Raw genomic sequence first — 14,948 nt, forward strand, 5'->3', positions numbered from 1 at the left:
CTCCACCGCAAAAGCAAAAATCAAAAAGCCCCTGCAATGACAGTATCACAAGGGCGCGCAACGACTTAACAGCCCGTTGAAAAGCCTTCCCTGGCTTTCCGTAACCCAAACCCCCCGGTTCGGAACAACAGGCTGTTAAACTTCAGCCATTGGCTTTACAGCTGGTAACTGAAACCCAGCAGATAGGTCTTGCCATAGCTCTGGAAGTCGCGCACCTGCTGCGCATTGCCGTCGCTCAGGGTGGTGAAGGGCTCGTCAGTCAGGTTCTGGCCCTGCAGGAACACCGACAGCCCCTCCAGCCCACCGATACCGGACTCGGCAAAATCGTAACCGATCTGGGCATCGACGATGGTCTCACCCACCACATCCACCTGCTGACTGTCGAATCCAACGCCGTAAACTTCTCCTTTAAAGTCATCGCGTTTGCGCAAACTCACACGGGCAGAAAAACCATAATTTTCATAATAAGTGGTCAGATTCTGGATGCTCTCGGACAGGCCGGGCAACTGGAAATCATTGCCGTTCTGATCCTGAATATCGGACTCGATTCCCGTATAGCTGGCGAGCAGGCCGAAACCATCCAGGCTTTCGCTAAAGAGATTAAATGGCAGCGCCAGAGACAGCTCATAACCGGTCAGGGTCCCGCCGCCGGCATTCACCTTACCGGAGGCAGTTGCCGTGGAATTCCCCGGCACTTGTCCTGTGGCCGGGTTGGCGACACCCACCAGCTCCAGGGTGTAGTTGTCGTCGAAGTGCCATTGGCTCAAATCCTTCCAGAAAATAGCCGCGGAAAAGTAACCTTCCTCACTGAAATAATTTTCGTAGGTGAGATCCACTCCCACCGCTTCTTTCGGCTCGAGCGTGGGATTGCCGCCATTGATGCTCCAGTTGTTGCCATTGTCATCCGGCTGCTGGTTGTAGGTAACTTCCAGGGACGCATTCATCTCATCCATGCGTGCGCGGGAGATGGTCTTGGCGACGCCAAAGCGCACCGTCTGCTGGTCGTCGATCGCCAATGCCAGATTCAGACTCGGCAGAAAATTGCTGTAGTCGTGGCTGATCCGGATGGGCTCGGCGACCACCAATCCGTCTCCGTTAACCTGACCGGCAAAACCCCGGGAGCTCTGCTCGGTGTAGACATAGCGCAAGCCCGCATTACCGGTTAGCGGCAGGCCAAAAAGCTCAGTGTCGAAACCCGCCTGGACAAAGGCGGCGGTGACCTCCTCATTGACACTATAGGACTTGGTCAGGTGCTGGATACCGGTCAGTGCTTCATCGGTCAGCTCATAGAAACCGTCCGCCAGCAGGGCGCCAGAGTCGTAGGCAATCATGTCGCCCATACCGATAAAGTCCAGGGATACACTACCCAGGCGGTACTGCTCCGGCACGGCCACCATATCCGGGAAGTCCCTCAGGGTCATATAGAACCCCCGGGAGCGCTTGACTTTTTCGCGCTCGCGGAAGGAAACACCGTATTCGATTTCGGTTACGATACCGGCGTCCACCATTTGCGTAGCGGCCAGTTTCAGTGAGGTCAGCTCGTCGTCGATTTCCGGGGCATTGAGGAAACCGTCCTGGGCCGAGTTAAAGTAGCTGTCCCCCTCTTCAAGACCATATCTGTCGTTCAGTGCGGAGCTTGCCCCCCAACTAAGCGGCCCCCCCAGCCTGATCAGGTCGAAGTCGCTGTAATCCAGGCCGTGGCTAAATTTGGCACCGGCATTACCGGAATTGAAGGTGTAGCCCAGGGTATCGGCCACACCCTCGCTGTCGCCGCGACCGGTGCCAGCGTAGCTTTCGAGGCTCCAGATCTGGCGCTCCACCGCAGAATGGCTGGCATCGAATTCCAGCTGTAAAGTGTCGCTGACATCGTATTTGGCATTGAAACCGAAGGCGCTCAGCTCGGCATCACGATTTTCCATATCATTGCGCACCACCACCCGCTGGCCTTCGGTGACCGCACTGGAAACAAAACCAGTGTCGGGATCTACCACGGCCGAATCCGCACTGATGGAACCCTGCCCCCAGGCGAATGGCACCTCGATACCGCGCAGGATTTTCTCATCGGAAAAATCCACATACAGAGCATCAAAAGTGGTGTGCAGTTTTTCGGTCGCCTGAGCCTCCAGCACCAGCATTGCGCTGTCGCGCTCCAGTACCGAGGAGCGCACAAAGGGTTTGGCACCGCCGAGGATGGAAAAAGTCTGCCCCTGGTGGGTAAATTCCGGGTAACCCCAGGCATTCCAGCGCTCTTCCTGGTTGGGAGAACTCATGGTGTTATAGGCGAAGGCCACGCCGAACCTGTCGTCGGCGAACTGGTCGATATAGGAAAAGGTGGCGCGGTGCCCACTATCCTCGCCATCCGGGTTCAGCTTGTCGAAGCTGGTCATCTCGTACTGACCATTGAACTGAACCACACGGTCGTTGCGTTCCAGCGGCTTTACCGTCTGCAGGTCGATCACCCCGGCGATACCCTCGGCCTCGATACTGGCCTGGGGCGTTTTATAGACGGTTACGCCACTCATGATTTCGGACGGGTAGAGATCGAACTCAACACCGCGGTTGTCGCCAATGGACACCTGCTCGCGCCCGTTAAAGGTGGTGGCGCTCTCGTTCTCGCCAAAACCGCGGATAGTTACGCGGCTGGCACGGCCATCCAGGCGCTGGGCCGCCAGGCCGGGCAGGCGGGAAATGGCTTCGGCGATGGAGGAATCCGGCAGCTTGCCGATGTCCTCTGCGGAGATGGCCTCGACAACGGCCTGGGCATCGCGCTTGGTGCCGATGGCGTCCACCACACTCTTGCGAAAACCGGTCACTATGACTTCTTCAAGAGGTCCGGTTTCCTCCCGCTCCTGCGCATCGACGCCGACAGAGGCGGTCATAGACGCCGCAATTGCAGCGGACAGCAAAGCCGGCCGAAAGGGCCCCTTTGCACGGTTGGATAGACTCATCATCTTCTCCCTGGACTTATCGTTATAGTGAGACCCTGCATCCTAGGTCTGCCCATCGTCCTTGCCATCCTCCCCCGAGGGGGGAGTAGGCGGGAAAATTTGAAGCCCCGTTGGGGAGTACTTCCTATGCCGCACCGGATTATGGTTTCGGGCGCTTTCTTCTCCCGCTGTTAACCAGGCAATCCAATGGACGATTCCTCATCGATTGGATTGTCGCCCCTGAAAACCTGCACGATTACGCGGAATCGCTTGCTTCCAAGGGCTAGGAAGCCTCTGATTAATTCAGTACTGCCTCAGCGGAGCCTGTAGCACCGCTTGGCAAGGCACTGCGCGAAGATCAAGGCTGGTTGTCCTTGACGAGCACAGCAACACAGTCCAAGTGGCGCCACAGCCCCGCCCTACGGGGCTTTGCGTCGACTTAACCATAGGTTCCCTAGCGCCGACCTCTGCCCGGCGGTGGCACATCCTTGTACCACATTAAACCGGCAACTAACTTTGGTTGCCGGGTTGATAGTGTTATTTGCGCAGCTGTACCGCAGCCCCGATCAATGCCTGGTAACCGGCCTTGAGAGCGTAGAGGGGCACCGCCCGCATCCAGTCCTCAACCCGCCCCTTGTTTAAAAAACGCTGTTCGAACTCGCTTTGCGGCAGCAGTTCGACAATGCGTGGCAGTATGCCCCCACCCAAAAAAACACCGCCGCGCGCGCCCAGGTAGAGGGCCACATCCCCCGCGGCACTGCCGAGAAAATTGAGGAAATCCAGCAGTGTTTGCCGGCACATGGGATCAGAACCCTCCAGACCGCGGCCGCTGATGTCCGGCGGTTCCAGGGCTTCCGCCGGCTGGCCGTTTAATTCGCACACGGCAGAGTAGAGGTTCACCAGCCCACAGCCGGACAGCACCCACTCGTTGAAGACCGGCCGCTGGCTGCTGCCTATTATCCGCAACAGCTCCGCCTCCCTCTCGGTTGAAGCGGCCAGGTTCGCATGTCCCCCCTCCCCCGCGAGTACGTGATAGCGCCCTTCACCCCACACCAGCCCCGCAACACCTAAACCCGTTCCCGGGCCCAGCACCGCCATGGCCGCCCCGGGGGGCCGCGGCTGGTCCCGCAGCACCTGGTAATCCTCTCCGGACAGCAACGGCAGGGACTGTGCCAGTGCAGCGAAATCATTGATCAACTGGATGCTGGTGAAGCCAAACTGCTTGCGCAGCTTGTCAGCACAGATATGCCAGCCGAGATTGGTCATATAGACACGCCCACCGGCAGCAGTTTTATCCACAGGGCCGGCCACGGCGATACACGCCTGCCGCGGCGCCGGCTGCTGCAGGCCCTTGAGCCAGTGTTGCAGGGCCCCGTCGAAGCCGCCAAAGCGCTTGCAGTCGGCGACCTTTAGCTCTTCCAGCCGATAGCCGTCGCCACTGGCCCGGGCAATAGCAAAGCGGGCGTTGGTGCCGCCGATATCCGCAACGATGCTCGTCATTTCAATTCCTGTCACTGTCTCTGACCAAGGCGCTGCACTGTGCCCGCGGCCGGTAAAAAAATATCTGTCTCCACGGAGGCTGGCATGGCGCCCGCGACAAACGGAACCCGCAACCCTACCCCTTCGCCGCTCCGGCCGCCAGGCCGGAGACCAGAAAACGTTGAAGCACCAGGAACAGCAGGATTACCGGTACGGAAACCAGTATGGAGCCAGCGGCGAAAAAGCCCCATTCGGAAGCGTAGTCGCTGACAAAAAAACGCAGTCCTACCGGCACTGTATACAGCGCCTCGTCGTCCATAAAGATGGAGGCGAGAATGAATTCATTCCAGGCGGTCATAAAAGAAAAGAGTCCGGTCACCGCAATGGCCGGGCGCGCCAGAGGCAGAATGATACGGCAGAAAATATACAGGCGGCTGGCCCCTTCCAGCAACGCCGACTCCTCGATCTCGTAGGGCAGAGTATCGAAGTACCCTTTCAGCATCCACACGCAAAACGGCAGCGCCGTAATCGAATATACCAGTATCAGCCCCAGCCAGCTGTTGCCCAGCTCCAGCCACTGCACCACGATTACATACAGGGGAATCAGCATCAGTACCGCGGGAAACATTTGCGATATCAGAAACAGCATCAGGCCCCGTTCACGTCCGGGGAAGCTGAAGCGCGAAAATGCGTAGGCGGCGCTGCAGGACAGCCCCAGTCCCAGTATGGTGGTGCTCAGCGCCACCACTAAACTGTTCAGCAGCCAGTGCATAAACGGCTGCTCGTTGAGCACGGAGCGGAAGTTATCCAGTGTCCACTGTTGCGGCAGGGGTAACAGTGCCGCCAATTGTTGCCACCGGCTCGCATCTTCAGGCAGCTGTATCAGCTGCAGTGACTGCTGACCGGAAAAAGCCAGGCTCACCACCCACAACAGCGGATAGCAGACCACCAGCGCTGCACCCGCCAGCAGCAAAAAGCGCCAGCTGAAAATATCGGCACAGATGCGGCGCAAAAAACCGAGGCTCATCGGGCCACCGCCAGTGTGTTGCTGGCCCGGGTCTGCCAGATGGCATAGCAGAACAGGAGCGCCAGTATCACCATGGAATAGGCCGCGGCATAGGCGTACTGGTATTTCTCAAAACCGATACGGAAGGCCTTGGTGATCAAAATATCGTTGGCCCCGGCGGGAGCGCCGTCGCTCACCAAGTAGATGACGTTGAACATATTGAAGGTCCACACCACCGACAGGATGATGGCGGGCACCAATACCGGCTTTAGCAGCGGCAGGGTGATATTGCGGAACCGGAACCAGCGCCCCGCCCCTTCCACACTGGCCGCTTCATACAGCTCCCGGGGAATCGCCTGCAGTCCACCGAGAATCACCACCATCATAAACGGGATACTGAGCCAGACATTGGTGACCAGGCCGGTGGCAAAGCTGGTGCCGATGGAATCGAACCAGGCTACCGGAGCCAGACCAATTATCTGCAAGGCCTGGTTGATAACCCCGAACTGGGGATGAAACATTCCCTTCCACACCAGCGCTGTGATGTAGTTGGGAATGGCCCAGGGCAGAATCAGCACAACGCGGAACCAGGTGCGGCCCAGTATCGGCTGGTCCAGGGCCATCGCCAATACCAGCGCCAGCCCCACGGACAGCAGCACGTTACTGGCGGTCCAGCAGATGGTGACCAGTAGCGTCCAGTAGAAATTATCGAAATTGATACTGCGCCCGGCGCCCTCCCCGTACCAGAGGTTCCAGTCACCCAGAATACCGAGATAGTTATCCAGCCCCAGCCAGCGCGACGCCAATGGCGTATTTTCGTTGAGCAGGGAGGTGTCCGTGAAAGACAGCAAGAATCCGTACAACAGCGGAAAGAAGACCAGCAGCAGCATACCCAGCATCGCCGGCAGAAGGCAGAGGTAGGCGGTGCGGTTGTCGCGCCAGACCTCCAGCAACCGCCCGCGCCGGCGAAGCAGTAGGAACGCCAACAACATCAGCACCAATGCCCAGAGCCCAGGGGCAAGCGGCGCTGCCTCCCCTGTCCGGGCGGTGGCCAGAGCCGCCGTACCCCGCTCCACCTCGACCTGCAGGCGGCGCAATTCCGCCGCTGGCTGTGCGGCCCCTTTCACCACCTTCTTCAACAGCGTCTCCAAGGGCAGCCACAGCATTGTCATCTCAGGCACATTGGGAATGGGAACGGCCGTGTCCAGCTGGCGCCGGTAAGCCATGACCACAGGATCGGCCGCCAGGGTTGGATTTTCGAAGGCGGAAAGGTTGGCTGGCATCTGGCCGCCCGCCAGCGCCATATGCTCGGCGGCGGCGCGGGAAGTCAGATACACCATCAACTGGTAGGCGGCCGCCCTGTGGGTGGACCAGGGAGAGATAAACAGACCCTCGACTGCAACCCAGGGGGCCAGCGGGCGCTCGCTGCCACTGAGCCGCGGCAGCGGCACCACGCCGTAGTCCACGTGGTCCGTGATCTCACCCCGCATCCAGGGGCCGCTGATCACCATGGCGGCGCGCCCCTGATTGAACAGGTTGGTGACCAGGGTACTGTTGGGCGCTTCCGGCAGTATTCCCTCTTCCCGCACCCAGCCCAGCAGCAGTGCCAGCGAGCGGACATTGGCGGCACTGTCCAGCGCCAGTTCCCCCCGGCGATCCAATAGGCCGCCGCCGAAGGCGTTCATCAATGCGCCGTGAAAAAAAGGCTCTGTATAGCTGTAGGCGAGACCAAAACGCCCGCGGCTTCTGTCGGTGAGACTGCGCGCCAGAGTCACCATCTCATCGGTGGTGGCGGGCGGTTTGGGTACCAGGGCGCGGTTGTAGATCAGCGCCGTGCTTTTGAAACTGAACGGCAGGCCAAAAAGCTGGCCCCGGTAACCCATGGCATCCACCAGCTTTTGCGGGAAGCGCCGCAGCACCGGCTCCTCCACCAGCGCGTCAATGGGCGCGATGATATGCCCGGCACTGGCCCAGCCACCAATGCGGTCCTGGGCAAAAATAAATAGGTCCGGTCCCTGGCCGCGTGGCAGGGCCGCGGAAAGCTTGTCCGCATAGGCATCGAAAGGTACCGCCAGGGCCCTCACCCGTATCTTTTCCTGGCGGTGATTGAAATCCTCCAGCAACGACTCCAGGGCCAGGCGCTCGGCACCGCGGTATCCGTGCCACAGCATGAGCTGCTGGGTATCCTGTGCACCGGCACCGAGGGTGCAGCAACCCAGCAACCAGAGCAGCGCCCAGCGCATCAGGGGCACAGCACCGGCTCCGGCCGGGTGTGCGCAGGACGAATACGGCACTGGCTTTGGCTGTCGAACAGATAGACCGAGTCCGGGTCCAGTGCCAATTCCAGCACCATACCCGGAGTAAGTGGTCGCAACCCCGGCAACCGCGCAATCATGCGCTCGGCGCCGTCACCCACATGGACCAGCATTTCGGCACCCAGGGTCTCCACCATCGCCACAGCCGCACGCATTCGCGGCCAGTGTCGCGGCGCCTCGGCACCATGGCAGATTTTCTCCGGGCGCACCCCGAGCAGCAGCTCACCCCCCAGGCCGGCGACATCCTCACGTCCAAGTGTGAAGAGGCCATTCCCCAGCGAGTCGCCGCGGTTTTGTACCGGCACTATGTTCATGGGCGGCGAACCCATAAAAGCGGCGACGAACACATTATCCGGCTCGCCATAGAGTTCCATCGGTGTCCCCACCTGCATCACCGCACCCGCATTCAAAATAGCGATGCGGGAACCGAGCGTCATGGCCTCCACCTGGTCGTGGGTCACATAGACAGCAGTGGTGCCCAAGTCGCGATGCAAACCACCAATATTCGCGCGCATCTGCACCCGCAGCTCGGCGTCCAGGTTGGACAGTGGCTCGTCAAACAGAAAGACCTGTGGATCGCGCACAATCGCGCGCCCCAACGCCACTCTCTGGCACTGGCCACCGGACAGTTGACCGGGTTTGCGCAGCAACAGATCCGTCAGACCCAGGGACTCCGCCACCTGCTGTACTTTTGATCGAACCTGCGCTTGCGGTTGCCTGCGCACCCGCAGACCGAAAGCCATATTTTCGAACACAGTCATATGGGGGTAGAGCGCGTAGTTCTGGAATACCATCGCCACATCGCGATCTTTGGGCGGCAGTAGGTTGACGAGGCGGGAGCCGATCCACAGTTCGCCGGCGGTCACGGACTCCAGCCCGGCAATCAGGCGCAAAGTGGTGGATTTGCCGCAACCGGAGGGGCCCACCAGCACCATAAACTCGCCGTCGTCCACCCGCAGGTCCAGCCCCGGCAGAACCGGCGGATTGTCCTCATAGCGCTTGACCACCCCTCTGAACTCAATCCCAGCCACAAGTCACCCCTTTCGCGCGGGCACTGCCGGCTAACCTGTCTGGGCTGGATGCTCTCATGGGCGTACAACTTCGAGGTTGGTGTTATTTTGGCTTTACCACCGGCGCAGGACTGCCAGCCAAGCATTGTCCCGCGGCCCGGATGGCGCGACATCCTCCCTCCCTGGGGCCTAGTGAGTGGACACTAATTGACCAGGGCAAAGGAGTCAATCGCCGCCCAGTCGATCCAGTTTACGCAGAAATACCCCTATTTCCCGCTCAACCTGCTTGTCCCCCCGATCCTTAGCTACCTGTAGCCCGCGGGTGAGTGTCGTGCGGGCCGACTCCCACTGCTCCAGTGCCATATAGGTGCGGCCCAGTTGCTTCCAGGCCGCCGAATGGTCCGGCATCTGTTGGGTGCAGACCTGCAGGTGCTCCGCTGCCTCGGCGAAGGCCTTCTCCTGAAACAGAGCACTGCCGAGACCAAAACGCAACAGGGGTGAGTCCCGCCCCTCCTGCAGCTGCGTGCGCAGCCGCTCGATGATCGGATTGGTCATGGGGTCCTTCCTCCAGTTGGCGGTAGAATCCAGGGATGACAACACGAATATCGGGGGATCCACCGTGAAAAGAGTATTCCTGTGTTTCGCCGCAAGCGCAACGCTGCTCGCCGCCCACACATCACTGTCTGCGGATACAGACCAACTGCTACAGAAGACAGAGCCCAAGGTCATCGAATGGCGCCGTCACCTGCACCAAAACCCGGAATTGGGCAACCGGGAGTTTGAAACCGCCAAATATGTCGCCCGACACCTGCGCGAACTGGGCATGGAAGTAGAGACCGGAATCGCCCATACCGGCGTCGTCGCTCTGTTGAAAGGCGGCAAACCGGGACCAACCGTGGCGCTGCGCGCCGATATGGATGCCCTGCCCGTCACCGAGCGGGTGGACCTGCCGTTTGCCTCCAAGGTCACCACTGAGTACAACGGCAAGCAGGTGGGCGTGATGCATGCCTGTGGGCACGACACCCATATGGCAATGCTGATGGGTGCCGCCGAAGTGCTGGCAGCCATGCGCGACCAGCTCAAGGGCAATGTCCTGTTTATCTTCCAGCCCGCCGAGGAAGGGGCGCCGGACGGTGAGGAGGGCGGTGCCGAACTGATGTTAAAAGAGGGACTGTTCAAAAAATACAAGCCGGAGGTGGCTTTTGGCCAACATGTGACCTCCAGCCTGCCCATGGGGGTCATCGGCTATCGCTCCGGCCCGCTGATGGCCAGCTCGGATAAATTCTACATCACCGTAGACGGCCGCCAGACCCACGGCTCACGCCCCTGGGGCGGCGTAGACCCGATTACCGTAGCGGCTCAGATCATTCTGGGGGTGCAGACCATCGTCAGCCGTCAGATCGATATCACCAAAGAGCCCGCCGTGGTGTCGTTTGGTAAAATCGAGGGTGGTGTTCGCAACAATATCATCCCGGACCAGGTGGAGATGGTGGGCACTATCCGCAATTTCGATATGGACAACCGCCGCCAGATCTTTCAAAAACTGAAGACAACCGCGGAAAACATTGCCGAAAGCGCCGGGGCCAAAGCCACAGTACGTATCCTGGAGGGTTACCCGGTCACCGTGAACAACCCCGAGTTGACCGCAGCGGCTCTGCCGGTACTTAGAGCCGCCGCGGGAGACAAGCAGGTGATAGAGGTTCCAAAGATCACCGGCGCAGAGGATTTTTCCTTTTTCGCCAACGAGGTTCCCGGCTTCTATTATTTTCTCGGTGTCACACCCAGGGATCAGGACCGCACTACCGCACCCAGCAATCACTCGCCGCTGTTTTACGTCGATGAAACCGCACTGAAAACCGGCACCCAGGCTCTCACCGAGCTGACGTTGAATTATATGGAAAACCGGAGCAACTGAACTTCACGCCGGAGCCGCAGCACAGCTGTGCTGCGGCCTGGCCTCTAGTAAGTTGCTGAAAAAGCCTTTTCAGCAACCTGCCAACCCATTCCCCTTAACCCTCCAACCTTCAAATATTCCATCCAAAGAATGATTAGCCGCACCCTAAAAGGGTTAACTGTCTATTTCTGCGGAAGGTCATTACATAGCTTACAGGCAACCCGGTTTCTGAAATTTCTCGCCCGGGCAATAAAAAACAGGGTTGTGGTAACCAGGCACCATATTGTCGCGAATTTGAGTGCATAGTACGGATCACGGCCTTTAAGCGACTGCACGGCAAAAAAAACAAGGAAAAGCACTAAGGCTATAACAATGTATTGCAAGGTCCATTTTTTTAGCGGCAAAATACGCCCTCCCCAGTTTTATATAAATACTCTATGTTCAAAGCCATAAATACTACTTACTACCTGATGTACTTTACACCAGCCAGCAATAGAAGTGAGCGGCTATAACCACCTTCCCTACAACGACAACGGCGCCGAATATAGACATAACTGACCAATACGACTAATTGAACTATAGAGGGGTGCAGTTATCCTGGCAGATTCTGAAAGATATATAACTCACAGTGATCCTCTGACCATTGACCCAGCTCCGTCTTTGAATTTAGCCAAATCTTCTTTAGAAGTATACTTTTGGTCTCGAAAACAACTGCTTCTAACCTATCCGGAGCTATTGCAAATCAATTACGGTCTATTTATTCATCGTATTCTGTAGTGCACCTTCCTCTTAACTGAAATTGACACAATAATGCCTGAATCTCATCAAGTAAGACGATAGTAATTTTCCCTTGTTCTTCAATTTTTCTTGAAAACTCATAGCTATTTTACGACGTGATTCCCTCTCCTGAAAAATAACGGCCACGGTGACCGAAATTTCAATTCATAACAGGTCCATTTCCCTATAAAACTGCACCTATACTCAGATACGGGTATGGCCCGAGTGTACTCCATACCGCTGGTTAAGATATTTTTTTGTATAGCTATGCCGGCACCAGTATGCTAGAAATATTTATAACGCTCAAACTATGTAGGTGCTTTAAAACGGCGCTGCCTTTGCTTGTTAAATTTGATAAACCAATTAATTGCAAAGTACAAAATTCCACCAATAATAGCACTAACCATACAAAGCTTATGCAGCAATTCGACTGAAATAATCCCTTGCAATTTGTTGCTTTCACTAAATGGGAAAAATGGATGCATATCTGAGTGCATTATACTATCTATAAACACATGGCTATACGCACCTATAAAACCAGATAAAAGCGCAACCCGCCAGGATATCTTTACCTGCCAATTTGGATTCATGTCGAGAATATAGAGCCCTATTTCTGATAGATATTTACCACTTAAAGCCGAAAATACGGCCAGCAGGCTAGCACCTGCATAGGTATGTGTAAAACCGTGAAGGTGGCCTTCGCCCGTAATTAGAACAATCAGCAACCACCCACAAAGCGGGTGGTATGATGAAAGCCCCCAGAGGGGGCTATGTTACAGGCCCATCAACCTCATCTGCTCTTGACGACGTTTCTCACTTTCTTGATTCTTGATGTACTCTCGAACTATCTGCTCATCTAAGCCAACTGTGCTAACGCAGTAGCCCCTGGCCCAGAAATGCCTACCGGTGAAATTTCTCTTCACCTGCATGTACTCACGAAATATTCGAATCGCCGACTTACCTTTAAGGAGCCCTACCGTATGAGCCACGCTGAACTTCGGAGGAATCATCAACAACATATGAATGTGCTCCCTCATCGCATAACCCTCGACTAGGTCAACTCCTGCTTGGCGGCAAAGATCACGGAATATGACTCCGATCTCTCTTCTTAAAGCCCCAAATATCGCTTTTCTTCGATACTTCGGGACAAATACTATGTGATACCTGCAATAATGCTTAACGTGGGCTTGGCTCTGCCAATCTCTCATATGGCCTCCTAATAGAACTTGCCGGTTCATGGGAGGCCATATTCTCTACTCTGCACGACTGAACGGCAGAGCCCTGTCAAGTCTCACCGCCAGAGGCGGTGGTTTACCTATGTATTAATTAGAGGCTGAATATCCATTACGATTTGGGTCCAGCCAAAAACCATTAAACTGAAGCCAGTCTGCAATACAGCCTTGATAGCAATTCCTGGTCCCATATGAATTGGTGTAAATGGCATAAACTATCCGATTGATGAAACTTGATACGTTGGTCCGCGGAAAACCGTAAGAGAAGTGAAGTATTCGGTAGAGAGCCGCAGCGCCGGAACAAACAGCATCAACTGGTTAGCTATGATTGTAGTACTCATCTTCAATTTCAAGTGCTTTTTCCCAGTCTGAATCAGAACCCGATTTTATTGCCCGCGCGAATGCCTGATACACTTTCTTCTTTATCGGCATTTCTTTCATTTCGCGACTGAAAGCTTCTTTATCTGCTGCACGATACATTGTGTGATTTAGCTTAAAATTAGCTCGAGCTTCTTTCAATGAATAATCTGCATTTGGACCACCTCGAACAATTTCGGCATCGTCTGTATCTTGCCCGTCATCCTCCCAGAAACATATAGAGCAAATATCAAAGCGCGCTCTTTCATCAAGAGTGGGCATAAAGCAGCACGGGCACAGGAACCTATCCCGATACCTTGCCCAACGCTTTTCTTTAGTCGCTTGCTCCACATACCAGTGGAACCATTCTTCACTCATACATTTACTCTGCACTTGCAGCTGATATTTATATAGTGGCCACCATGGATATTATTATCCTGATTGCTATTCCGAAAGCAATTTTGCGCCAGCTCGCCAATAATTCTATTAAGCCACGCTACTGTGCAAAATTTATACAGCTGCGAAAGTTAGATATATTGCACGACCAGCACTGTTCAGGAATAAACCACCATTTATAACCCTCTGTATTACTTGGCTTTTTCGGCGCAGTTCCCAACCTCGTCAAAATAACGGTCAGGATGATCGGAACCCCAACTCTGATCCGGTCACACTTCCCACAAAACTATACCTATATATGACTATCAGCGGGGCCTACTCCATCTCGTCCATTGACACAGCTTTCAGTTACAGTCACAGCTGTGCCCCACGCAGTGGTCAGACATCGCGCAACTAGAACGAGTTGGTACAGATCGAAAGGTCCGCTCGCCGCTCCAACCGCGCTTAGCTTCCCGCAGCGACAGCCGAGGAAGCTGAGCGCTTTCGGTGCAGCTCAGGGCGCCCGGTATTTCGAGGCACCCTGCCCCTGGAATCAGGATCGCTTTCGCCTGGTCGGTTTGGGTTGGGCTGGTGTATGGGAGGAGGGGAATATGGCTTGATGGTCCGCCAGCTCCCAAGCTTGCTCCTGCAGCTCGAATAAGCGTTTGAGCCAAAGGGGACGGCCGCTCTCGCATGGCTCAATTTCCAAATCCACAATATCGTCGTGGATGGCTACGGGTGTGATGATATAAAAACTTTGCAGTCGTAGTGACTTAGACAATCGACAGGGGAATACAGGCATCTTTTTAGGCTCCTTGAATCGCCTGTGACGGAGAGCCGCTGACAGCGGGATTGGCTTTGCGCCGTTTCTCTCGCCGCAGGCGCGGTCCTTGGGGAAAAGGAAAGGATAAATCCGGGGAGAGGTTGCGCTGCCAGGGCGGTGCGCGGCTGAAGTAAAGCACCACACCAATGGTCACGCTACGCCACAGGACACCCCGGCGCCAGGGGCGGGGGTGGCCAGTCGGGCCCGGCTTCAGGGGGAACCTTATTGAAGACGAGCGAATGTGTGGCGTATCATCCAAGACAGCCTCGCTAGATATCTCTGGTATCTTTCGGGGTTAGCCATCTCTCGGTGGTCTCAACACCGGGAGGTGGCGCCTATGCCTTACTCACGCGGTCATGGTGTGGTCCTTCCCTATTTGATTGTTGGTTTGTTATCGACTGGCTGTGGTTATTGATTTCACGCGAGCGCCACTGTTACCGGGCGCTCGCGGGTTGAACGACAGTGACTGCGGTATTCTTTAGCTTTTTTTGGCTGTTTTTTAATTTTTTCTTTAGCCTGTACCGGGTTAGCGACTGGGCGCTATGGCATCAGACCAACGGTATTCGCTTTTTGCAAAGAATTCAATCAAGCGGAAGATTCAGACGACAGTGGTAAGCGTCCGGCAAACTCATCTACCAAGCCAAATTCTGCGCTGTAATTTAGGTGTCCACCTATCAACAAGTGGACACCTAATATGAGTGAAATTATCCCTGCTAAGAAACCCGTGAAGCGTCGCCGGCATTCCCCGGAGCT

Annotated in this window: 10 protein-coding genes; 1 reads left to right on the forward strand and 9 read right to left on the reverse strand. The window is 56.0% G+C overall.

Annotation, left to right across the window (positions count from 1 at the left end; genetic code table 11):
- Positions 1-155: 155 nt before the first annotated feature.
- The 6 genes from AB1S50_RS05060 to AB1S50_RS05085 all read right to left on the reverse strand — a co-directional run bounded on the left by AB1S50_RS05060 (position 156) and on the right by AB1S50_RS05085 (position 9,292).
- Positions 156-2,948: a TonB-dependent receptor gene (locus tag AB1S50_RS05060; RefSeq protein WP_367149379.1), complete on the reverse strand. Its 2,793-nt coding sequence runs from the start codon at positions 2,946-2,948 to the stop codon at positions 156-158.
- 516 nt (positions 2,949-3,464) lie between these two features.
- Positions 3,465-4,427: a glucokinase gene (gene glk / locus AB1S50_RS05065; protein WP_367149381.1), complete on the reverse strand. Its 963-nt coding sequence runs from the start codon at positions 4,425-4,427 to the stop codon at positions 3,465-3,467.
- A 115-nt stretch (positions 4,428-4,542) separates the two neighbouring features.
- The gene (locus AB1S50_RS05070; RefSeq protein ID WP_367149382.1) at positions 4,543-5,433 is read right to left on the reverse strand and encodes a sugar ABC transporter permease; all 891 of its coding nucleotides are present in this window, start codon (positions 5,431-5,433) and stop codon (positions 4,543-4,545) included.
- Positions 5,430-7,655, reverse strand: a complete 2,226-nt coding sequence (locus AB1S50_RS05075) for an extracellular solute-binding protein (protein ID WP_367149390.1) — start codon at positions 7,653-7,655, stop codon at positions 5,430-5,432. The genes AB1S50_RS05070 and AB1S50_RS05075 overlap by 4 nt, the downstream gene beginning before the upstream one ends.
- Complete coding sequence (locus tag AB1S50_RS05080) at positions 7,655-8,758, reverse strand: ABC transporter ATP-binding protein (RefSeq protein ID WP_455363732.1); 1,104 nt, start codon at positions 8,756-8,758, stop codon at positions 7,655-7,657. The genes AB1S50_RS05075 and AB1S50_RS05080 overlap by 1 nt, the downstream gene beginning before the upstream one ends.
- Before the next feature lie 204 nt (positions 8,759-8,962).
- A complete protein-coding gene (locus AB1S50_RS05085; protein ID WP_367149384.1) occupies positions 8,963-9,292 on the reverse strand; it encodes a tetratricopeptide repeat protein in 330 nt (109 codons plus the stop codon).
- Between the two features lie 64 nt (positions 9,293-9,356).
- On the opposite strand from AB1S50_RS05085, the gene AB1S50_RS05090 reads away from it, so the two are divergent.
- Positions 9,357-10,652, forward strand: coding sequence for a M20 family metallopeptidase (locus AB1S50_RS05090; RefSeq protein WP_367149385.1), 1,296 nt, complete (start codon positions 9,357-9,359; stop codon positions 10,650-10,652).
- A 1,064-nt stretch (positions 10,653-11,716) separates the two neighbouring features.
- Here AB1S50_RS05090 and AB1S50_RS05095 read toward each other — a convergent pair.
- From AB1S50_RS05095 to AB1S50_RS05105, 3 genes are all read right to left on the reverse strand, one after another.
- Entirely contained in the window at positions 11,717-12,133 is a 417-nt protein-coding gene (locus AB1S50_RS05095; RefSeq protein ID WP_367149386.1) for a hypothetical protein, read from the reverse strand.
- A gap of 48 nt (positions 12,134-12,181) precedes the next feature.
- The gene (tnpA, locus tag AB1S50_RS05100; RefSeq protein WP_367149387.1) at positions 12,182-12,616 is read right to left on the reverse strand and encodes an IS200/IS605 family transposase; all 435 of its coding nucleotides are present in this window, start codon (positions 12,614-12,616) and stop codon (positions 12,182-12,184) included.
- Between the two features lie 342 nt (positions 12,617-12,958).
- Positions 12,959-13,375, reverse strand: coding sequence for a CPCC family cysteine-rich protein (locus AB1S50_RS05105; RefSeq protein WP_367149388.1), 417 nt, complete (start codon positions 13,373-13,375; stop codon positions 12,959-12,961).
- Positions 13,376-14,948 lie beyond the last annotated feature (1,573 nt).

It is taken from the genome of Microbulbifer discodermiae (genome assembly GCF_040742695.1).
Taxonomy (GTDB): domain Bacteria; phylum Pseudomonadota; class Gammaproteobacteria; order Pseudomonadales; family Cellvibrionaceae; genus Microbulbifer.